Here is a 20,777-nt window from a genome sequence, read left to right on the forward strand (position 1 = left end):
TTCCGCTGGAAGGGCGGCCGGGGGGTATGCCGGCACGGAACCTGACCTTTGCACGCCACTCGCGCTCTGCTCCTCGCTGCCACTTGTCTCGTCCCCGTGCTCGCTGCCCATCAGGCGGAGGCACAGCCTCGCCGGAGTGCTCCCGCCCGTCCCACGGCGGCCCGGCCGCAGGGCGGCATCGTTCAGGGCATCGACGTGTCCGGGAACCAGCGAATCGAGGCGGACACGATTCGCTCCTACATGCTGCTGCAGCCGGGGGACCAGTTCGAAGCTGACCGCCTCGACCGCTCCCTTCGTGCCCTTTATGCCACAGGCCTGTTCCGTGACGTTCAGGTCGGCCGCCAGGGCGACCGGATCACGGTGCGGGTGCAGGAAAACCCGATCGTCAATCGCGTCGCCTTCGAGGGCAACCGCAAGCTGTCGGACGATCAGCTGCGGCCGGTGGTGCAGCTGGTTCCCCGCGCCGTGTTCACGCCGCAGGCCGCCCAGACCGACCGGCAGCACCTGCTGGAAGTCTATGCCCGCCGCGGCCGCTTCGCCGCCACCATCGAGCCGAAGATCATCGAGCTCGACCAGAACCGCGTCGACGTGGTCTTCGAGATCACCGAGAACGACACAGCGCTGGTCAGCCGCATCAACTTCGTGGGCAACGACGCCTTTTCCGACAGCCGTCTGAAGGAGATCGTGGCGACCCGCGAGGCCGCCTGGTACCGGCCCTTCAGCTCCTCCGACACCTACGATCCCGACCGGCTGAACTTCGACCGGGAACTACTGCGTCGCTACTACCTGCGCCAGGGCTACGCCGACGTGCAGATCACCTCGGCGGCGGCGGAGCTGGCGCCGGACCGGTCCGGCTTCTTCATCACCTACACGATCAACGAGGGGAAGCGGTACCGCGTCTCCAAGATCGACGTCGTCTCGCACCTGCGCAACATCACGCCCGAGCAGCTGCGCGGCCAGATCGATCTCCAGCCCGGCGACTGGTACGATGGTGAGCGCGTGGAGAACGCGACCCAGGCGATCCAGGACCGCGGCAACGAGCTCGGCGCGCCCTTCGTGGAAGCGCAGCCGCGCATCCAACGCGACCGCGAGAAGGGCACTGTCGAGATCACCTTCGACGTGAACGAGGGCGAGAAGCTCTACGTCGACCGCATCGACATCACCGGCAACACCCGCACCGAGGACCACGTGATCCGGCGCGAGTTCCGCATCGCCGAGGGTGACGCCTTCAACGCCGCGCAGCTGCGGCGCTCCCGCCAGCGCGTGCGCGACCTCGGCTACTTCAACGACGTCAACGTCACCACCTCGCCGGGTTCCGCCCCGGACCGGGTGAACGTCAACGCCAACGTGTCCGAGAAGGCCACCGGCGAGATCAGCCTGGGCGGCGGCTATTCCACGGATTCGGGCGCTCTGGCGGAGGTCGGCCTGCGCGAGCGTAACCTGCTGGGTACCGGCATCGATGCCAGTATCGACGGCACCATCGCGCAGCGCCGCTCCTCGGTTCAGGCCTCGGTGACGGAGCCGTCCTTCCTGGATCGCAACCTCGCCGTCGGCGCCGACGTGTTCTACGTCACGCGCGACCTGCGCGACTACTCGGGCTACCAGGAACGCCGTTACGGCTTCACGCTGCGCGCCGGCTACGAGTTCAACGAGTTCCTGCGCCAGTCGTGGAACTACACGTTGTCCCAGCGTAACATCTTCGACATCTCCGACGACGTCACCAGCCAGTACATCCTGGAACAGAAGGGCAAGAGCCTGCTGTCCCAGGTCGGCCAGACGCTGACCTACGACCGCCGCAACTCGCGCCTCGACCCGTCGGACGGCTACGTGCTGCGCTTCGGCACCGACCTTGCCGGCCTGGGCGGCGAGGCGAAGTACGTCCGACTGAAGCTCGACGGCTCCTACTACATCCCGTTCGAGAAGCTGCTGGGCGACCCGCACTACGTGCTGGCGCTGTCGGCAGGCGGTGGCTACCTGAAGAACTTCTCCGGGGGCCGCGACCTGATCGTGGACCGCTTCTTCCTCGGCGGCGACAACCTGCGCGGCTTCGAAGTGGCAGGTGCCGGTCCGCGCGACGTGGGCTCGGCGAACAACGAGTCCCTCGGCGGCCGCCTGATCTGGACGCAGTCCACCGAGTTCCGCTTCCCGCTGCCCATCCCCGACGAGCTTGGCATCACCGGCCGCACCTTCGTGGACGTGGGCGCGCTGAGCCAGTCGTCGAGCGGCGCCACCGTGCGCAGCGATGCCTCGCCGCGCGTGGGCGCCGGTGTGGGCATTTCCTGGGCCAGCCCATTCGGCCTGATCAACCTCGACTTCGCCGTGCCCGTGGTGAAGAAGAGCTACGACGAGACGCAGGTGTTCCGCTTCGGCTTCGGCACCCGCTTCTAAGATATCCGGAGTTCATGATGATGAAGGCGCGCAGCGCTCTCGCCGCCCTGGCCGTCCTGCTTCCCGCCGCCGCGACGGTTGCGCCGGCGCAGGCGCAGGATTGGTTCGTGCCCAACCAGGGGCAGCAGCAGCGCCCGGCTCAGCAGGCTCCGCGCCCGGCTCAGCAGGCGCCGCAGCAGCGTCCGCCGCAGGCCGTGCAGCGCGCCGCGCTGCCGCCGGGTCAGCAGCCCCCCGATGCCGTGATCGGCATCGTGGACGTGCCCGAGGTTCAGCGGAACTCCACCGCCTTCAACGCCGTGCGCGAGGAGATCGAGCGCCGTCGCCAGAAGCTGAACGACGACCTTCAGCGCGAGCAGGCGAGCTGGCGCGACCAGCAGCAGCAGCTCCAGCAGGAGCGCGCCGCCCTGACGCCCGAGCTGCAGCGCAACCCGCCCGAGGCGCTTCGCAACAAGGAGCGTGAGCTGCAGGAGAAGATCACCGAGAGCCAGCGCGTCCTGCGCGACCGCTCGCGCGGGATCGAGCAGGCGGCGCAGCAGGCGCTCAACGAGATCGAGCAGGCGCTGGCCGTGGTGGTCCGCCAGGTCGCGTCGTCGCGCAAGGTCAACATCGTGCTGCCGCGGCCGCTGGTGATCTTCAACGAGCCGCCCTTCGACCTGACGGAGGAGATCAGCCAGCAGCTGAACCGTCAGCTCCGCAGCGTGAACCTCGCCCCCGAGGGTGCGGCCCCCAGTGCCGACGTTCCGCCGCCCCCGCCCGCTCCGCCAGGCCAGGGTGGCAACGCTCAGGCGGGCAGCACGCAGGGGCAAGCCGCCCAGCAGCCGGCGCGCCCCGCCGCGCAGGGCCAGCAGCAGCGCCGCTGACGTTCCGGTGACGGACGCGCGCTTCCATCCGGCGGCGGGGGAATTCGACCTCGCCGCCATCGCCGCCTCCGCCGGAGCCGAGCTCGTTTCGGGTGACCCGTCGCGCCGCCTGCGCGGCGTGGCACCCCTGAACACGGCCGATGGCGGCGAACTCGCCTTCGCGGAAGGGCGTCGCAACCTCGAGGCGCTGCGGGCGACGGCGGCCGGTGCCGTGGTGGTCGCGGCGGACCAGGTGGCCGAGGTGCCGGAAGGGGTGGCCGTGCTGCGCGCCCGCTCCCCGCAACTGGCCTTCGCCCGGGCCGCGGCGCTGTTCCATCCGCCCCAGGCTCCCCGGCCCGGCATCCACCCGACAGCGGTGATCGGCGAAGGCTGCCGGATCGGCGAGGGTTGCGAGATCGGTCCCTACGCCGTGATCGGCCGCGACGTGACGCTCGGCGCCCGCTGCATCCTGGGCCCCCACGTCACCGTCGGGGACGGTTGCGTGTTCGGCGACGACTGCCACCTCCAGGCCCATGCCAGCGTCGCTTTCTGCCTGGCAGGCAACGAGGTCGTGTTGCATCCCGGCGCCCGGGTCGGCAACGAGGGCTTCGGCTTCGTACCCGATGAGCAGGGGCGCTTCGTGACCGTGCCGCAGCTCGGCCGCGTCATCCTGGAGGACCGGGTACAGGTCGGCGCCAATTCCTGCGTGGACCGGGGCGCCGCGGGCGACACGGTGCTCGGCGCGGGAACGCGATTGGACAACCTCGTGATGCTCGGACACAACGTGCGGACGGGGCGCGGCTGCATCGTGGTGGCCCAGGCGGGGATCTCAGGCTCCACCGTGCTGGGCGACTACGTGACGGTGGCGGCCCAGGCCGGGCTGACCGGGCACCTGCGGATCGGGACCAAGGCCCGGATCGGTGCACAGTCCGGCGTGATGAACGACGTGCCGGCGGGAACCGACGTGCTCGGCAGCCCGTCTCAGCCGGTGCGCGACGCGATGCGCGGCTACGCCACACTGCGAAAGCTGGCGGCCAGGAAAGACGTGACGGACAGGACAGGATGAGCGGTCAGCAAGAGTCGCAGGGGGAAACCCTCGACGCCTATGATATCGGGCAGATCATGGAGGCGATCCCGCATCGCTATCCCATGCTGCTGGTCGACCGCATCGTGGACGTGGTGCTGGGCGAACGTGCCACGGGCGTGAAGAACGTCACGGTCAACGAGAACTTCTTCCAGGGCCACTTCCCGCGCCACCCGGTGATGCCCGGCGTGCTGATCATCGAGAGCATGGCGCAGACGGCGGCGGTGCTGGTGGTCAAGACACTGGGCCCGTCGGCGCACGGCAAGCTCGTGTACTTCATGACCGTGGAGAACGCGAAGTTCCGCAAGCCCGTGGTGCCGGGCGACCAGCTGCGCATCCACGTGGTCAAGGAGCGTCAGCGCGGCAACGTTTGGAAGTTCGCGGCCGAGGCCAAGGTGGACGGCGTCGTGGTGGCGGAAGCGACCTACGCCGCCATGATTCTGGACAAGTGAGCGTGGCGGAGATCCATCCCACCGCCATCATCGCCGAGGGCGCGCGCCTGGGTGAGGGCGTTCGCATCGGTCCCTGGTGCACCGTGGGCCCCAAGGCGGTGCTGGGCAATGGCGTCGAGCTCGTGTCCCACGCGGTGGTCGACGGGGAAACCACGCTGGGCGACGGCGCCGTGCTGATGCCCTTCGCCTCCGTGGGACTGCCGCCGCAGGACCTCAAGTACAAGGGCGAACCCACCCGCGTGGAGGTCGGTGCACGCACCATCCTGCGCGAACATTCGACCGTGCATCGCGGCAGCGTCGGCGGTCACGGCGTGACGCGCATCGGCGACGACTGCCTGATCATGGCCTGCGCCCATGTGGGCCATGACTGCAACCTGTCGCACCACGTCATCCTGGCCAACAACGTGATGCTGGGCGGTCACGTCGAGATCGGCGACACCACCTTCGTCGGCGGTGGCGCGGCGGTGCACCAGTTCGTCCGGATCGGACGGCAGGCGGTGGTCGGCGGCATGAGCGGCGTCGAGGCCGACGTGATCCCCTACGGCGCCTGCCTGGGTGATCGCGCGAGGCTCACGGGCTTGAACCTGATCGGCCTCAAGCGGCGCGGCTTCAGCCGGGATCGCATCAACGCCCTGCGCGCCGCGGTGCGCACCCTGTTCGCGCGTGACGGCGTTTTCGCGGACCGGCTGTCACGCACCCGCAGCACCTGGGGAGAGGACCCGGCGGTGGCGGAGATCCTGGGCTTCATGGATGCCCGTAGCCGGCGCGGTCTGATGCGGGCCCGGGTCCACGGGCAGCGCGAGGACGACGCCGCGGGCGAGGTGGCTTGAGTCAGGGTTCCGGGCCGCTCGGCCTTTTCGCCGGCGGCGGCGAGCTGCCGCTGCGCGTGGCCGCCGCCGCCCGGCAGGCGGGGCGTGAGGTCCGTGTGGTGCTGCTGCAGGACTTCGCCCTGCCGGCGGATTGGGCTGGCTTTCCCAGCCTGACGCTGCGTCTCGGCGCGCTCGGCTCCGCGATCCCCTGGCTGCGCGAGCAGGGCGTCCGGCAACTGGTTCTGGCCGGCAATGTCCGCCGGCCGTCCTTCCTGGCGCTGCGGCCCGACGCGGCCTCGGCCCGCTACATCGCACGCATCGGCATGCGTGCCTTTTCCGGCGATGACGGGCTGCTGAAGGCGGTGCGGCGTGTCTTGGAGGAGGAGGGCTTCATCCTTCTCGGGGCGCAGGCCCTGCTGCACGACATCCAGGTTCCGCCCGGCCTGCTGACGCGTGCCGCGCCTTCCGAACGCGACCACGACGACATCCGGCGCGGCGTGGCCGTGGTGCGGAGCCTGGGACAGCTGGATGTCGGCCAGGCGGCCGTGGTTCAGCAGGGCTTGGTGCTGGGCGTCGAGGGCGTGGAAGGCACCGACGCGCTGATCCGCCGCTGCGGCGAGCTGCGGCGCGATGGCGGCGGCGGCGTGGTGGTGAAGCTGGTAAAGCCGTCCCAGGATCGCAGCTTGGACATGCCGACAATCGGGCCGGAAACGGTCGAGGCCACGCGGGCCGCCGGGCTGTCGGGCATCGCCTTCGAGGCCGGGGGAACCCTGCTTCTCAACCGGGACGCCACGGTGGCCGCCGCGGACCGGCATGGGATCTTCCTGCTGAGCCTGTCGCCGGACGGGAACGCCCCTTAAGGAAGCGCCGGCAGCGGTTGGTTCCGCTGCCGGGCGGCGGGATCAGCTCGCGGCCGGGGTGGCGCGGGCCGCCTTGCGCTTGGCCTTCTTCATGCCCGTGAAGACCGACTGCTTCAGCGACGGCGCCGCCTTGAAGCGGACCGTGGCGCCCGCCTTCACCGAGACCTTTTCGCCGGTGCGCGGGTTCAGCGCCGTCCGCTTGGGCGTTTCGCGAATCGAGAAGGACCCGAAGTCCGGCAGCGAGAAGCGGCCGTTCTCGATGATCTCCTTCTTGATGGCCGCGATGATGTCGCTGGCCAACCGATTGGCGGCCACGCCCGTCATCTCGCTGGACTCGACGATCACGCCCGTCAGAAACTTCTTGCTCATGCAACCCCTCCTGTAGTGCTCGCTGCATAGCTTACCACATCACGCATGTCGCGTGCTGTCCGCCAATTTCCTGTGTCCAGCAGCAAGCATCGCGAAAGATGAAGTGGCAGCTGCGAAGCCGCTGTTAACGCGGCTGTACATTCGGTTGATTGCCGGCACTTCCAGGGGGTGGAATCACCGGCGTCGTGTTGGGCTCCGGGTTGGGCACCGGTGCGCGGATCCCCGGGTCGACCGAGGCCGGTGGCCGGATGACGCTGGGCGCCTGCGCGGCGCCGTTGCCGGTTCCGGTGCCCCCGGGCGCTGGACTGGTGGAGCCGGAGGCGGGCGGCGCGGGATTCGGCCGGGCATCACGGCTTTCGGGCAGAGCCGGAGTCGCGCCGGAGGCCTGCGCGTGCACAGGCGCCGGAACAGTCGCGCCGATGGCCGCGAGGCAGGCAAGGGCCACCGTGAGGCGGCGCGCTGCTCCTCGCCTGGCAGCGGACATCTCAGGCCGTTCAACAGGAATGGTCATGGCGACGCTCCTCGGCAGCTTCCGGCCGCGCCGGGCGGGGTGATCGCCCGACCGGCCGGTGCTGTCCGGAAAACACCCCTGCGGCACGGCAGTTCCCTCAGGCGGAAGTTTCAGCTTGGCCGCTCCCTTGCATGGGCGGCGCAGCGCGCGGCATCGTGCCGGGCAGCATCCGACACGCGCTATTCGCAGCAGGTTCAACATGTCTCACCCCGGCACCGGCCAGGGACGCAGGATACTGGTCACGGGCGCCGCCAGCGGCATCGGCGCGGCGACCTGCCGTGCCATGGCCGCGCCGGGCACCGCACTGCTGATCCACACGCGCCGCAATGCCGAGGGCGCCGAGGCAGTGCGCCGCGCCGCCGTCGAGGCTGGCGCGGAAGCCTGGGTGGTGCTGGCGGACCTGGCGGAAGACGGTACCGCGGGGACGCTGGCGGAGGCCGCGCGAAGGCATCTGGGCGGGCTGGACGTCGTGGTCAGCAATGCCGGCTTCGCCGACCGCACGCCCTTCGCCGCGCTCGACCACGAGAGCTATGCCCGCTCCGTGGCCACGATCCAGACGGGTTTTCTCCGGCTGGCCCAGGCCTGCCTGCCCCTGATGGCGCAAGCGCGGGACGGGCGAATCGTGGCGGTGAGTTCCTTCGTGGCCCACACGTTCCGGCGGGACATCACGCTGTTCCCCGCGAGCGCCGCGGCCAAGGCCGGCATGGAAGCGCTGGTTCGTGCGCTGGCCGTGGAGGTCGCGCCGCGCGGCCTGACCGTGAATGCCGTGGCGCCCGGCTTCATCCGCAAGGACGCGCGCGCGCACGCCGCCCTCGACGAGGCGCAGCGGGACCGTCAGCTCCGCAGCATTCCACTGGAACGGCTGGGCGAGCCTGCCGAGGTCGCGGCGGCCATCGCCTTTCTGGCCTCACCGGCCGCCGGCTACATCACGGGGCAGGTCCTGCACGTGAACGGCGGCGTCCATATCGGCGGCTGAGCCGCTTGCCACCACAGGAGGCTGGTCCGATGACCGCGAAGCACGTCCTTGCCCAGATGACCTTCCGGGAGTTCGAGCAGCGCCTGCCCGAGAAGCCCGTGATCATCCTGCCGCTCGGCTCGCAGGAGGAGCAGGGGCCCACCGCTCCGATGGGCGACTTCATGCTGACCGAAGCCCTGGCCGCTCGCGTGGCGGAGCGTTGCGGCGCCATCGCGGCCCCGACGATCCCCTTCGGCTACGCCGACCATTTCCGTGCCGTTCCAGGCGGCGTGCAGCTGCGCGCGGGCACCTTCTGCCGGCTCCTGCGCGACGTGGCCGACAACTTCCTCGATCATGGCCTGCGGCACCTGGTGATCCTGAACGGCCACACGGGCAACGCGCCCCTGATCGACCGCGTCGCCCGTGATCTGCGGGCCGAACGGCAGGTGCTGATGCCGTCACTCAACCTGTGGCGGCTGCAGACCGCCGAGCTTTGGGAAAAAGCCTACGGCGTGCCCGCGAAGCAAGGCTTCGCCCATGGCGGCGAACCGGTCAGCTCGGTCTACGCTCACCTGTTTCCCGAGCTGATGCGGCCGGATCTGGCGGAGCGGCCCGAGAACGGCCGGCGCTTCCTGGGCTTCGAGACGGCCGGGACCGGCGCCATCCGCTTCGGAGGCGTCGAGGTGGCCATGCCTCTCAACATCGACGAGGTCACCGGCAACGGCATGACGGGCGGCGACCCCGCCATGTGTTCGGCAGAAGCCGGGGCGCAGGTGACGGAGCACATCGTCTCGCTCTGCGCCGAGTTCATCACCCGCTTCCGGGCCGCCACCGCCTCAAGCGAGGGGTAAGCAGGGCAGGCGGAAAGCTGGCCCCTCAGGAACCTTCCGCGGCGCCGCGCGGGGGAGGGGTTCCGACTCCCCGGCCCGCGGTCCGGATCGGCCGTACCGGTCGCGACCCGGCCGATGTCGCACAGGGTTGGAAGCTGCCGTGGCCGGTGAGCAGCCTGCACAACCCGAGCTCGCGCCAGCCGCTATCGAGCGTCGCCCGGCTGACCAGGGCCGGCCCCCCCATGCCGGAGCCCGCCCAGCAGAGCACCAGCGCCACCACCAGCGGCTCGAACGGGGAGCCGGTGCGGCAGAGCGGCAAGGCGTAGTTCCCCCGCAGCGGCCAGGCGAGGCGCAGCCCCTTGGGCGTCAACAGGTCGGCCGCTAGGTGCGACAGGTAGCCCACTACCAGCGGCGCCACGATGGAGGGCCGCAGGTCGGACTGGCTCAGCAGCACCAGGCAGGCCGCCACCGCCAGCGCGGAATGGGTCAAGCCCCGGTGCCCGAACACGGCGCCGATGAGGTTCGACAGCGGACGGACGCGCCGGCCCGCCCAGGATTTCGGATGGTCGATGTCGGGCAGCAGCGACCCGAGCACGGCGAGGCCGAGGCTGAGCGGTTCCACCGCCGGTAGGCCGAAATGCGGTGCGGCCACCAGCCAGGCCGCGGCGCCGAGCGCGATGTGCGAGCCGGCCATCATCGGCGGGTGGAAAGCCTCGTTCAGGTGCGCGTGAGACTAGGTGTCAAGATTCCGCTCTACAAGGCTGTTTGTTCAGGATTCTTGCCGTGATGAGCAATTTTCGACTCGGATTCGTCGTGAGTCCGGCCAGCACCCATCCGCGCCTCCGGCGCTTCCCGCTCCGCCGCCTCTGGCGCAGGATCGCGGCATGAACGATCTCGACGCTCTCGCGCTGGCCGAATCGGCCGCGAAGACCAGCCGTGACCTCCTGCGCGCCGGGCAGGGCGTGGCGGAATCCGCCATCGGCCGCGACATCAAGCTGCAGCAGGACAAGGCGTCCGAAGCGATGATCATCGCAGCGCTGCGCGAGGGCGCGCCCTTTCCGGTGTTCAGCGAGGAAGCCGGCTGGATCGGCGGGCAGCCCGGGGCTGGGGAACCCTGGTGGGCGCTCGACCCGCTGGACGGGTCCTGGAACTTCTTTCGCGGCGTGCCGCTGTGCTGCGTGTCCGTGGCGCTGTGCCGGGACGATCGCGCGGTGCTGGGCGCCATCTACGACTTCAACCGGGACGAGCTGTTTTCGGGCGGCCCCGGTCTGGGCTTTCGCGTGAACGGCGTCGCGACCCAGCCGCCGGAACGCCCCCGCGCGGTGCTGGCCACCGGGCTGCCGGCCCATGCGGACCATTCGCCGGACGGGCTGGCGCGGGTCTTCGGCCGGGTCGCCTCCTGGACCAAGGTGCGCATGATCGGCAGCGCGGCGCTCTCGCTGGCCTGGGTCGCCGCCGGCCGGTTCGACGGCTACGAGGAAGAAGGTATCAACTGGTACGACGTGGCCGCCGGCTGCGCGCTGGTGGAGGCTGCGGGCGGCGAGATCTCGGTCACCGGCAAGGTCGGTGAGCCGATGCACGTCCGTGCCACGACAGGGAAGGTGAAAGCATGACAGCTCTGGCATCGAAGCTGGCGGAGGCGGTTCGCGCGCGGCAGGTGGTGACGCCCGCCGAAGGCGAGCTGCCCGACAGCCTCGCCGCGGCGGAGGCGGTGCAGGACGCGATGGTCGCGCAGACCATCGGGCGCATCGGCGCCTGGAAGCTCGGCGCGACGGTGAAGTCAGTGCGGGAAGGCTTCGGGCTGCCTCGCGGCTTCTTCGGCGTCCTGCCTGCCGAGCGCGTGCTGCCGTCGGGTGCCGCGCCGAAGGCGGAGGATCTGCCGCAGGCGGGCGTGGAAAGCGAGATCGCCTTCCGCTTCGGTCGCGACCTCGACCCGCGCGGCGCGCCCTGGTCGGCCGAGGATGTGCGGGCCGCGATCGTGTCGGTACATCCCTCCATCGAGGTGCCGCAGACCCGCTTCGCCGGCCTGGGCGTCCACGGTGCCTTCGGGCTGATCGCCGACAACGGCGCGTCCGGCCTGGGCGTGGTCGGGGAGGGCGTGGCGGACTGGACGCCGGAGGAGCTGATGGAACTCGAAGCCTCGGTCGCCTTCGACGGCGTCGTAGCGGCGAGCGGCCCCGGCTCCCTGGTCGAGGGCGGGCCGTTCGGGGCCACCGTCGCCTTCGTGGCCCTGGCCAATGCCCGCGGCTACACGATCGAGGCCGGGCAGTACGTGATGACGGGGTCCTGCACCGGCTGCCTGCAGCCGCCGCGCCCGGGCGAGGTCGTGGCGTCCTTCGGCCGCTTCGGCACGGTGAAGCTGCAGCTGCCAGCTTAAAAGCCGGGAGGGGCGGGAGCATGAAGGCTCCCGCCATCTCGCCTCAGGCGGGCTGCGCCGCCGCGGTGCCGTGCACCGTGTCCCAGAGGGCGTCGGCGATGTCGAAGTCCTCCTGCGTCTTGATGACGTGGCCGGCCATGCGGCCCACCGGCCAGGTGCCGATCCGGCCGGCATAGGTCGCGCACTTTCCGGCGTTGAAGGCTTCCAGGTAGGGCGCGCGGCGCCAGCCGGTGATCGACCAGGTGATCCGCTCCACCGGCAACAGGTCCTGGCTGTTGGTCTTCTCGCGGAAGGTGAAGTTCACCGGCTCCCCACGATACATGCATTCCAGGTTCTCGGGGATGACGCTCATCAGCGCATCCTCCTGCCCTTCCCGCATATGGGCGACGAAGGAGCGGACCTCCTCGGCAGTGAGCAGCGGCGCGATGGAATGCACCTGCGCCACGGCGTCGCACGGGTGCTTTTCCAGGAACTCCGCCACGAACTGCTCCGAGGTCGCGGTGTTGGAGCCCAGGTGCTCCGGCCGCTGGTGGAACTGCACGCCTTCGGCGGCCGCCACCTCGCCGAAAATGGCGCTTTCGGAGTTCACCCAGACCTCGTCGAAAACCCCGGCCGCGAGGCACTTGCGGATCGCGTGCGCGATCAGCGGCGCGCCGCGGATTTCCTTGAGGTTCTTCTGCTTGAGCCGCTGGCTGCCCAGGCGGGCAGGGATCATCGCGATGATGCGCACCGGATCAGCCCACGCTGTACTCGGCGCGGCCCACCACCATGTCGACCACCGTGGTCAGCCAGATGTTATGCACGCCCTCGACCACGTTGTAGGCGCCCGACGGCAGGTGGAAGTTGATGTCGCCCAGTGCCTTCAGCGGGTTGCCTTCCGACTTGCCGGTGAAGGTCACCACGGTGACCTCGTTCTGCCGCGCCCATTCCGCCGCCTTGACCAGGTTCGGCGAGGTGCCGCTGACCGAGATCAGCACCGCCGCGTCGCCCGGATCGGCGTAGCGCTCCATGGCGCGCCAAACCCAGTTCTCGTAACCGTAGTCGTTGCTGAAGGCCGTGATCAGGTTGGGCTCGTTGAAGTCCACCGCGCGGACCTTGCCCTGCTTGGTGAAGTCCACCGCGCCGTGCGAGGCGAAGGAGGCCGAGGCACCGTTGCCCGCCAGCATCATCTTGCGCTTGTTGTCGCGCAGCTTGATGGCGAGGTCACGGAAGGCGATCAGGTTCGGGAAGTGGCGCGGATCGAAGGCGTCGGCCGTGTAGCGCTTGTAGTAGTCGCTGAGCCAGCCGTTCCAATCGGTGTCGGACGCTGCGTCCATCGGAAAACCCTCCATCAATCCGCGTGGCCGAGAAGCGTCTCGCGAAGCTCCTCGGACTCGTGCCGCTCGTTTTCGTAGATGCGATCGATCAGGTCGAGCACCTGCAGCGCCTGCGTGGAGGAACCGTACTGCACCTCGCTGCCGGTCCGCACGGCCTCGAAGAAGGCATCGGTTTCACGCTGCCAGGAGGCGTCGACCTCGAAGTGGATGCGCTCCTCACTGTCGAAGGTCGCGGCCGGTGCCCTGGCGCGGTTGCGCGCGATCGTCAGCACCTCCTCGCCGTAGGTGCCGGAATTCGTCTTCAGGCCGTTCAGGACGAGGTAGCCGCGCTCCAGGAACACCTCGAGGGAGAAGAGGTGGCGCCACTGCGTCATGGTGGAATGGAAGGACACGGAGCAGCCGGTGGTGCTGTCGCGCATCAGCGCGAAGACGTTGTCCTCGATGCCCGGCGTCTTCCAGTAAAGGTTGGACACCAGCGCGTGCACCTCGTCGAAGGCGCGGCCGTTGATGTGCAACAGCAGGTCCAGCATGTGGATGCCCTGGTCGAGCAGGATGCCGCCGCCGGCCAGCTTCTTGTCGGCGCGCCAGCCCGTCAGGTAATCGCCATCCACGCTCTTGCCGTAGCGTCCGCGCATCCACAGCACCCGGCCGAACTCGCCGCCCGCCACCATCTCCTTCATGCGCAGGATGGCGCCGTGATGGCGGTGGTTGAAGCCGTACATGAGCGTCCGGCCGGACGCGCGCTCGACCCCGATGATCTCGCGCATCTCGGTGCCGTTGAAGCAGGGCGGCTTTTCGCAGAAGACGTGCTTGCCGGCCCGCAGCGACGCGATCGTGAGGGGGCGGTTCAGCCAGTTCGGCGTGCAGATGAACACCGCGTCGAGGGTGGGATCGTCGACGATTTCTTCCGCCGAGGAGGCGACGGGATAGGGGCAATCGTCGGCCACCACGGTGTCGAACACCGTCACGATTTCGGCCTGCCCGCCTGCCTCGATGGCGGCGGCGCGGATCTGCCCCATCTTGCCAAAGCCGATGATGCCTACGCGCATTGGTTGCAAGCCTTTCGCTTAGTTCGTGTCGGCACGGCCGTACCCTGCCCGGCGCCCAAAGGTCGGACCGCCGAGAGCATTGCATTGCACAAACCGCAGCGACAAGCATCCTCTAGGGTACACGCTGACGCAAGATTTTCATTATTTTTTCGAGAAACGTCTCATAATTTATCTTAAGTACATGGAATGTCGGCCTTGCCCGTAAAGCCCAGGTGAGGGACTGTGTGGCCGATCCTTCCCTTGCCAGCGAGCTGCATGTCGTCCCATCCCGCTCCAGACACTGCCGGTTCCCGCACGCCCGCGGCAGCCCTCGACGCGCTCCTCGTTCAAGAGGCGAGCATCGATGGCGGCGGCGTGTTGACCCTGCGGCTGCAGGCCGCGGGGCACCTACCGGGGGTTGTTGCCTCGACCGCAGCGGGCGAGCGGATGCCGCTGCAGCTCCTGTCGAAGAACCGGCTCGAGTTGAGGCGTCGGCTCGCCACCCCGGCGGAGGCGGTGGAGCTCCAGGCCGCCGACCCGGGTGCGTCCCCGGGCCTGTCGCGGCGGATCACGCTGTGGGGACGCCTCGACCCGGCGATGGAGCGCTACCCCGGCCCCGTGGTCTCACGTCACCAGGCGACCCAGGACTTCCTGAAGGGCGCTGCCGATAGGGTGGTGTTTCTCGCCGCCACAGGGTTGTCCGGCGCGTCGTGGAACCGCCTGTGCAGCCTGGCCGAAGGGCTTCGCCGCGAAGGCTGCGTGCCGGTGCTGCTGTTCTGCGGCCAGCCGGAGGTGTTCGAGGCGGCGGTGGCGGACATCCTGAAAAGCTTCGATGCCGCCGCGCCGCTGGTGCCGGCGCGGGTGATGCCGGAAGGGGCCGGAACCTGGGATCAGCTACCCTCCGACCCGGGGCTCGAGGCCTCGCTGCAGCGGCTGCTGCCAGCCTTCGGCGGTGGCACGTCCCGCCTCGTAGCGGAAACGCCGCAACTCCTGGCGCGGCTGGGCAAGCCGGGTGCTGCCATGCGTCGCGCCGTGCTCGTGGAGCGTGACGATGTTTCGGCGCCACGCCTGATCTTCGTGCCCCTGCATCGCCAGCGCCTGATCAACCAGATGCGCGAGAAGCTCCGCGGCGTGGTGGCGATCCTGCCCGACGAAGCCTCCCGCGCGGTGCTGCTGCGCCAGTGCCCTGGCGCCGACATTATGACGCTGCCCGCCGGCGGCGGCGTGTCGTCGCTGCTGGCCGCACTCGGGCTCGAGGCACAGGGCACGAAGCCCATGCTGGACCAGGTGCTGCGCCGCGTGTTTCTCCGCAGCCGCCTGGGCCGCGGCGGCGAGGGCGTGCTGCTGGACGGTCTGCCGCCGGACAGCCGCGACACGCTGCTGTCCGACCTCGCGAGCCTGCCGGGGAATGTTCAGGCCTTCCGCCTCGACGGCGGTGCCCAGGGCCTGCCGGTCACCAGGGCCTACGCGCTGGGCGTGGAACGGCTGCTGGTGCTGGCGGAAGGCGAAGGCTTCGATGCGCTCGCCGCTTCGGTGGAGCAGTGGGGCCTGGAGCCCGTGCCCCTGCTGCCGCAGGCAACCCAGTCGGACCGCCAGATGCTGCAAGCGCTGCGCGGCAGCCGTGCCGGCGCCCATGCCGTACTGCTGGACGGCGAGGCCGGTGGCGAGGTTCCGGAGCACGACGTCCTGGTGCTGCAGGCGGGCGACTCGCAGGCCCTGGCGGAACGTGCCGACGTGGTGGAGCTGAGCTGGGCCGGCGATGGGCGGCGTGGTCGCGTGGCGAGCCTTTTCGACGCCAGCTCCGCCGCCTTCTGGAGCCGTCCCGGCGAGAACGGCGGTCCGCAAGACCGCGCCACCCTGCTGGGCTACGACGAGCGTTGCCTGCCGTCCCTGCTGCCGCAACGGCGCCACCGGCTGGACGCGCTGCTGCTCTTCGCGCTCCACCTCGGCTGCGCCTCGCTCGAGCTCCGTGTCGGTCCGGAGGAGCAGGAGCGGCTCGCGCCGCTGCTGGCGGCGCTGGCGCAGCGCGGTCTCGCGGTGTCGTCGCCCGACTGGAGGAGGGCAGCCTGATGCGCGTCGCGATCTTCGTCACCAATGCCCCCGGCAACTACGGTGGCGGCCGCCTGGCGGCCTACGTCCTCGCGCAGTGCCTCGCCCGCGCCGGGGCCGAGGTCGCCTTCTGCACCAACCACGTTCCGGTGTTCCACGAGGACCTGCACGCCTTCGGGCGGCCCGGGAAGGTGGACATCTTCGTCACCAAGAACTTCCAGGACGCGCTGCCCGAGGGCGGTTTCGACGTGGTGGTGCTGATCCCCACGCAGTCGCTGGACCGGATGGTCTACGTGGGCGCGCGCGGCTTCGCCCGTCGCCGCGGCGCCCGGCTGTGCATCTTCAACTTCGAAACGCCGAACTGGTTCAACGCCGCGGTGCCGGTGGCGCGCGACGAGGTCCTGTGGCGCGAGTGGCGCCTGGCCACCGAGGACGTGGCCGACAACGGCGTGCTGGTGCTGAGCAACTCGCGCGAGTCCGAGAAGTACGCCCGGCTCTGGTACGGCGACGACCGTCTGATGTTCGATCACTGGCACCAGCCCATCAACCTCGACGCGCTGAACCGCGCCGCGCCCCAGTACCGGGAAAACCGCATCCTGTGCTTCGTGCGGCCGCGCGACCCGCACAAGGGCGCGCAGGACATCATCGACGTGCTGGGCGAGGAGATGCGCGGCTGGACGCTGTCGCTGATCGTCGGCAGCCCCAAGCTGGACGAGGCGTATCGCGACACGCTGGTTCCGGTGGCCCGCCGCTATGGCATCGAGGTCGAGGTCCGGCCGCTCGCCAGCGACACCGAGAAGTTCGTCGAGCTCAAGCGCGCGCGCGTCCTGCTTTACCCGTCCTGGTTCGAGGGCTACGGCCTGCCGCCGATCGAGGCGCTCTCGGCCGGAACGCCCTGCGTCTGCTACGACCTCGACGTGTTCCGCGAGGTTTGCGGCGACGCGCTGATCACCGCGCCGGTGGGCGACGTGGCCGGGCTGCGCCGCGGCCTGCTGGAGGTCATGCGATCCTCGCCGGAGGACTGGCGGCACCTGCCCGAGGCCGTGGCTTCCGTGGCCTCGGTGGAAGCCTGTGGCCGGGCGGCGCTGGAAAGCCTGCAGCGCTTCCTTGACGCGCCGCTGCCTGCCCGGCGTACGCCGGCGGTCCCGAACAAGCCGCCGCGCCGGCCGGAACGGCGGCTGGTAAATCTCGGCGCCGCCGTGATGCATCCCGGCTGGTTGCTGGAACTGCGCGGCTGGGCCGCGGTGCCGCCGGATAGCAGCGTGCTGCTCTACGTCGACAGGGAACTGCTCGGCACCGCGCAGCGCGGCATGACCCGCACCGACGTGCTGGCGGCACAGCCATGGGTCGAGACGGCGGAGGTCGGCTTCGGGCTCGTGCGCCCGCACGTCGCCATGGGCGACAGCGTCCAGGTCACCGCCGTGGCGCTCGCGGCGGACGGCGCGGTGCTCGACCATGCGACCCGCATCTACGACCTCGCGGAACTCGCCGCCGCCCGGCCCAAGAAGCCGCCGGCCTGGTGGCGCACCGGCGGCATGAAGTACCAGCGGGAAGCGGACAGCGCCCTGGTGTCCGGCTGGGCCGCCGGCGCGCCGGTGCCGATGCTGATCGAAGGCTTTGCCGGACCGCGCCGGGTCTGGCTCCAGGGCGGGCGGGCGCGCCCCGACGTCATCGCCAAGCTCGAGGGCTTTCCGCAGCAGTCCCCGGCCTTTGCCGCGCACCTGACGCGCGAGGAAAGCTGGATGCTGGAAGCGGCCGGTGAGTTCACGCTGGTCGGCTACGGCCCCGGCGGCATCGCGGTGCAGCGGATGCCCGTGAAGTGGGAACGCGCCACCGCCGGCAAGGCCGAGCCGTCCATGCCGGCCGAGGACCCGACGAGCCTTCCCTTCCTGGCCGAGCTCAAGCGCGCCATCCTGGACGAGTACGGCGTGCTGGAGATCGAGGGACACGTCCTGTCGCGCCCGCGCGTCGAGGCGATCCGCGTGCTGCTCGACGGCGAACTGATGGGCGAAACCCTGCCCGACCGTCTCCAGGCCGGGCTGCACAACAAGAACCGCGCCTATGGCGACGCCTACTCCGGCTTCGCGCTGAACGCCCGCGCCCCGAACCTGCCCGGCGCCGAGGCCCGGGTGGAGTTCATCCGCGACGGCGAGGTGGCGCACGCCATGAGCGTGACGCCGGAGCGCGTCCGGCGCGGCAAGGGCAAGTGGAGCGCCGACGCGGCGCTGCTGCCGCCGACGCTGCTGACCGAGGCCGGCAGCGGCGTGACCCTGCTGGTGATCGGTGACAACGGCCCTCTGGCGCCGGTGGCCGGCGCACCGGAGCGCGCCCTGATGGCGGAACTGCGCCGGCGCGGGCCGCTGGTGCTGTTGCTGCACGGCAACCCCCACCACTTCACCGCCGACCTCGCCCGGTGGCAGGCGCTGTCGGATGGCATCCTCCTGCTCAACGACCTTCACCCGGGGCCGGACGCCCTGCTGAACTGCCTCGACCAGCTATCGGCGGAGCCCGGCCTGGGCGCCGTGATGCTGCTGGGTCAGAAGCGTCCGGGCGCCGTGCCGCTGGAGATGCGGGCCACCACGCTCTGGCCCGCGGCCTCCGTCGCCGCCGCGCCGGCGGAGGCAATCGGCTTCGAGCCCGGGCGGGAAGGGCGCTCCCTCGGTCCTGACGCGGCCGGTGTCCTGGCGGCCTTGCGGCTCGATGGCGTTTCGGCGCCCTCGGGCAAGACTCCCTGGATCGCGGTGGACGCGACCCGGGCCGACCCGCACGAGGTCGCGTCCACCGTGTCGGCCCTGTTGGAACCTGCGGGGGAGGCGGGCAGCACGATCCTGTGCGTCGTCGACGCGCCACCGCTCATGTCGCCCGATGCCGTGCGCCTGCAGCTGGGCCTGCCGGCGGAGGTGGCGCTCGCCTGGGTGCCGGAATTCGTGATGCTCGACCGTGCCAGGGTCATCGCCCTGGTGGACCCTTGCAACCGGGGTGATCCTTCGTCCCCGGCGGTGGCCGCACTGGGCATGGGGGTGCCGGTGGTGTCGCTGCAGCGCGGCGGCCCCTGGCCCTGCGTCGCCGCTGCCGAGGTTCCTGCCGGCGGCTTCACGCTCCCGGCGCTGCCCGAGCACCCCTACGCCGTGCTGGACGAGGTCCTGTCCGGACCCGTGCTGCTGCAGCCGGAAGGCGGCGGCGAGGACAGCCACGAAGTGCATCTCGACCCGAAGGTGGCGGCATGAGCGCGCGTCTGCCGGAGGTTCTGGCCCAGGCCGGCGCCGCGCGACGGCTGCTGCTGCGCGAAGGGGTGACCAGCCTCGGCCTGCTGGAAGTTGAGTTCGTCGACAGCCTGCCGGCGCGCCGGATTGGCCCCGGTCCCACCGCGGTGCTGCCGCTGCCGGCCCTCGAGGGCGAGGTGCCGCAGCTGCGTCTCGTGCTGGCGGGCGAGGACCTCGCCGCCTATGGCGGGCTGGAGCTGCGCCTGAACGGGCGGCCGCTGGCGTTGCAGCCGGTCCCGGTGCCGGCTGAGTTCGACGGGCTGCCCGGCGTCCTGGCCCTGGCGGCCGCGCTTCCCGACCCGGCCGGCGGCAGGAACGGCCGGCTGGAGCTGCGTCTCGGCTGGACCCTGCCGCATCCCGACGGCACCTGCCTGTGCGGCCCAGCGCTCCTGGCCGTGGATCGTCCTCCTCAGCCTCTTTCCCAACCCGCTGAGGCTGTCCCGGCATGAAGATCGTCCACGTCAACGCCGCCGATGCCGACCTCGCGGAGAACTGGCTGCGCCAGGCGCCCGGCGTGCCGACGGTGCTGGTGTCCGACCTCGAGGACGCGCCCATCGCGGCCGGCATCGCGCGTCGCCACGGCCTGCGCCACTTCGTGCTGCCCGACGCGCCCGACCGGCCGGAAGCGCTGCGCCTGCGCCCGCTGCTGGGGCATGTCGGCGACGAGGCGGTGATCCTGAGCGAGCCCGCGCGCATGTCCATGGTCTTCCTGGGCGGGCAGGAGCAGCCGGCCTGGAACGACCGCTACCCGGCGGTGCGCGTGCTGCACGCGCTGGGCGTGCGCCGCTTCCACTTCCAGGGCCGTACGCAGGAGCTCCGCATCGAGGTGCCGCTGCTGCTCGACGGTTTCCGCAACCGCCACGCCGGGCAGCGCGCCTTCGTGGTGGGCAATGGGCCCAGCCTGCGCAATATCGACATGACCAAGCTGCGGGGGCAGGTGGCCTTCGGCTCCAACCGCTCCTTCATGGGCTATGCCGACTGGGGGCTGAGCTTCCCCTACTGGGCCATCTCGGACCGGCTGCAGATCGAGATGTATCGCGAGGAGTACGAGGCGGGGATGGACGCGGAGTCCATCAAGTTCATCCCCTTCGAGTACCTGGGCTTCATGCGCATGCCCAACCAGGTGCCGGTGCCGATGCCCGGCGAGATCCCGGCCGGCGACAGCATCCTGCCTTTCCCGCAGTTCGGGGAAACGCCGGCGATGCTGTTCAACAGCTTCACCGTGACCATCGTGCTGATCCAGCTCGCGGTGATGATGGGCTGCAACCCGGTCGTGCTGATCGGCGTGGACCACACCTACCCGATCGCCAAGGTGCGGCGCCGCGGCCAGGACGAGCAGGATCCGAACCCCACGGCGCATATCGCGCCCGAGGACCTGCTCAAGCGCACCCGGCTGGGCTTCGACTTCTGGGAAGGCAACACGGCGCAGGGGCCGACGCACTTCACCAACAACTACACCAGCAACCGCATCTTCGTGCCGCCGCGCACCGCTTGGTCCGAGGTCTGCTACAGCTACTGCTCGCTCTGGGGGGCAGCGAACGGCGTCGAAATCATCAACGCCACGCCGGGCACGCATCTCGACGCCTTCCCCAAAGCGGAGTTCGAACGCTTCGTCTGAACGGCCCGGGCTGCTATCCCGTCGCAGCG

At 70.3% G+C, this 20,777-nt stretch carries 18 protein-coding genes and 1 pseudogene; 14 read left to right on the forward strand and 5 right to left on the reverse strand.

Annotation, left to right across the window (positions count from 1 at the left end; translation table 11 throughout):
• Positions 1-96: 96 nt before the first annotated feature.
• The 6 genes from bamA to ACFFGY_RS08035 are packed head-to-tail and all read left to right on the forward strand — an operon-like array spanning position 97 to position 6,432.
• Complete coding sequence (bamA, locus tag ACFFGY_RS08010; protein ID WP_377043936.1) at positions 97-2,388, forward strand: outer membrane protein assembly factor BamA; 2,292 nt, start codon at positions 97-99, stop codon at positions 2,386-2,388.
• A gap of 14 nt (positions 2,389-2,402) precedes the next feature.
• Complete coding sequence (locus ACFFGY_RS08015) at positions 2,403-3,248, forward strand: OmpH family outer membrane protein (protein WP_377043937.1); 846 nt, start codon at positions 2,403-2,405, stop codon at positions 3,246-3,248.
• A 7-nt stretch (positions 3,249-3,255) separates the two neighbouring features.
• Positions 3,256-4,293, forward strand: coding sequence for a UDP-3-O-(3-hydroxymyristoyl)glucosamine N-acyltransferase (gene lpxD / locus ACFFGY_RS08020; RefSeq protein ID WP_377043938.1), 1,038 nt, complete (start codon positions 3,256-3,258; stop codon positions 4,291-4,293).
• Positions 4,290-4,763 (forward strand): 3-hydroxyacyl-ACP dehydratase FabZ, encoded by a 474-nt coding sequence (gene fabZ, locus ACFFGY_RS08025; protein ID WP_377043939.1) that lies wholly within the window; start codon positions 4,290-4,292, stop codon positions 4,761-4,763. Before lpxD ends, fabZ begins: the two co-directional genes overlap by 4 nt.
• Positions 4,760-5,593 (forward strand): acyl-ACP--UDP-N-acetylglucosamine O-acyltransferase, encoded by an 834-nt coding sequence (lpxA, locus tag ACFFGY_RS08030; RefSeq protein ID WP_377043940.1) that lies wholly within the window; start codon positions 4,760-4,762, stop codon positions 5,591-5,593. The genes fabZ and lpxA overlap by 4 nt, the downstream gene beginning before the upstream one ends.
• Complete coding sequence (locus ACFFGY_RS08035) at positions 5,590-6,432, forward strand: LpxI family protein (RefSeq protein ID WP_377043941.1); 843 nt, start codon at positions 5,590-5,592, stop codon at positions 6,430-6,432. The genes lpxA and ACFFGY_RS08035 overlap by 4 nt, the downstream gene beginning before the upstream one ends.
• A gap of 102 nt (positions 6,433-6,534) precedes the next feature.
• Here the strand turns inward: ACFFGY_RS08035 and ACFFGY_RS08040 are convergent.
• Positions 6,535-6,801: pseudogene (locus ACFFGY_RS08040) on the reverse strand (HU family DNA-binding protein); the annotation flags it as partial.
• Between the two features lie 710 nt (positions 6,802-7,511).
• Between ACFFGY_RS08040 and ACFFGY_RS08045 the strand changes: the two are divergent.
• The gene (locus ACFFGY_RS08045) at positions 7,512-8,288 is read left to right on the forward strand and encodes an SDR family NAD(P)-dependent oxidoreductase (protein WP_377043942.1); all 777 of its coding nucleotides are present in this window, start codon (positions 7,512-7,514) and stop codon (positions 8,286-8,288) included.
• A gap of 29 nt (positions 8,289-8,317) precedes the next feature.
• Positions 8,318-9,118, forward strand: a complete 801-nt coding sequence (locus tag ACFFGY_RS08050) for a creatininase family protein (RefSeq protein WP_377043943.1) — start codon at positions 8,318-8,320, stop codon at positions 9,116-9,118.
• Between the two features lie 25 nt (positions 9,119-9,143).
• Here the strand turns inward: ACFFGY_RS08050 and ACFFGY_RS08055 are convergent, their stop codons facing one another.
• Positions 9,144-9,794, reverse strand: a complete 651-nt coding sequence (locus ACFFGY_RS08055) for a metal-dependent hydrolase (RefSeq protein ID WP_377043945.1) — start codon at positions 9,792-9,794, stop codon at positions 9,144-9,146.
• A gap of 187 nt (positions 9,795-9,981) precedes the next feature.
• Here ACFFGY_RS08055 and ACFFGY_RS08060 point away from each other — a divergent pair, with 187 nt between their 5' ends.
• Positions 9,982-10,710, forward strand: coding sequence for an inositol monophosphatase family protein (locus ACFFGY_RS08060; RefSeq protein WP_377043946.1), 729 nt, complete (start codon positions 9,982-9,984; stop codon positions 10,708-10,710).
• Positions 10,707-11,474, forward strand: a complete 768-nt coding sequence (locus ACFFGY_RS08065; protein WP_377043947.1) for a 2-keto-4-pentenoate hydratase — start codon at positions 10,707-10,709, stop codon at positions 11,472-11,474. Before ACFFGY_RS08060 ends, ACFFGY_RS08065 begins: the two co-directional genes overlap by 4 nt.
• Positions 11,475-11,517: 43 nt before the next feature.
• Here the strand turns inward: ACFFGY_RS08065 and ACFFGY_RS08070 are convergent, their stop codons facing one another.
• Genes ACFFGY_RS08070 through ACFFGY_RS08080 form a run of 3 tightly spaced genes read right to left on the reverse strand, consistent with a single transcriptional unit; the run spans position 11,518 to position 13,839 of the window.
• Positions 11,518-12,189, reverse strand: a complete 672-nt coding sequence (locus ACFFGY_RS08070) for an acylneuraminate cytidylyltransferase family protein (protein ID WP_377043948.1) — start codon at positions 12,187-12,189, stop codon at positions 11,518-11,520.
• Positions 12,190-12,208: 19 nt separating this feature from the next.
• Complete coding sequence (locus ACFFGY_RS08075) at positions 12,209-12,790, reverse strand: D-sedoheptulose-7-phosphate isomerase (protein WP_377043949.1); 582 nt, start codon at positions 12,788-12,790, stop codon at positions 12,209-12,211.
• A 14-nt stretch (positions 12,791-12,804) separates the two neighbouring features.
• Positions 12,805-13,839, reverse strand: a complete 1,035-nt coding sequence (locus tag ACFFGY_RS08080) for a Gfo/Idh/MocA family protein (RefSeq protein ID WP_377043950.1) — start codon at positions 13,837-13,839, stop codon at positions 12,805-12,807.
• 426 nt (positions 13,840-14,265) lie between these two features.
• Between ACFFGY_RS08080 and ACFFGY_RS08085 the strand changes: the two genes are divergently transcribed.
• The 4 genes from ACFFGY_RS08085 to ACFFGY_RS08100 are packed head-to-tail and all read left to right on the forward strand — an operon-like array spanning position 14,266 to position 20,748.
• Complete coding sequence (locus ACFFGY_RS08085) at positions 14,266-15,888, forward strand: hypothetical protein (protein ID WP_377043951.1); 1,623 nt, start codon at positions 14,266-14,268, stop codon at positions 15,886-15,888.
• Positions 15,888-19,094, forward strand: a complete 3,207-nt coding sequence (locus ACFFGY_RS08090) for a glycosyltransferase family 4 protein (RefSeq protein WP_377043952.1) — start codon at positions 15,888-15,890, stop codon at positions 19,092-19,094. Before ACFFGY_RS08085 ends, ACFFGY_RS08090 begins: the two co-directional genes overlap by 1 nt.
• A complete protein-coding gene (locus tag ACFFGY_RS08095) occupies positions 19,091-19,579 on the forward strand; it encodes a hypothetical protein (protein ID WP_377043953.1) in 489 nt (162 codons plus the stop codon). The genes ACFFGY_RS08090 and ACFFGY_RS08095 overlap by 4 nt, the downstream gene beginning before the upstream one ends.
• Positions 19,576-20,748, forward strand: a complete 1,173-nt coding sequence (locus ACFFGY_RS08100) for a motility associated factor glycosyltransferase family protein (protein WP_377043954.1) — start codon at positions 19,576-19,578, stop codon at positions 20,746-20,748. The genes ACFFGY_RS08095 and ACFFGY_RS08100 overlap by 4 nt, the downstream gene beginning before the upstream one ends.
• Positions 20,749-20,777: the final 29 nt, after the last annotated feature.

This window comes from Roseomonas elaeocarpi, from assembly GCF_042433915.1.
Taxonomy (GTDB): Bacteria; Pseudomonadota; Alphaproteobacteria; order Acetobacterales; family Acetobacteraceae; genus Roseomonas; species Roseomonas elaeocarpi.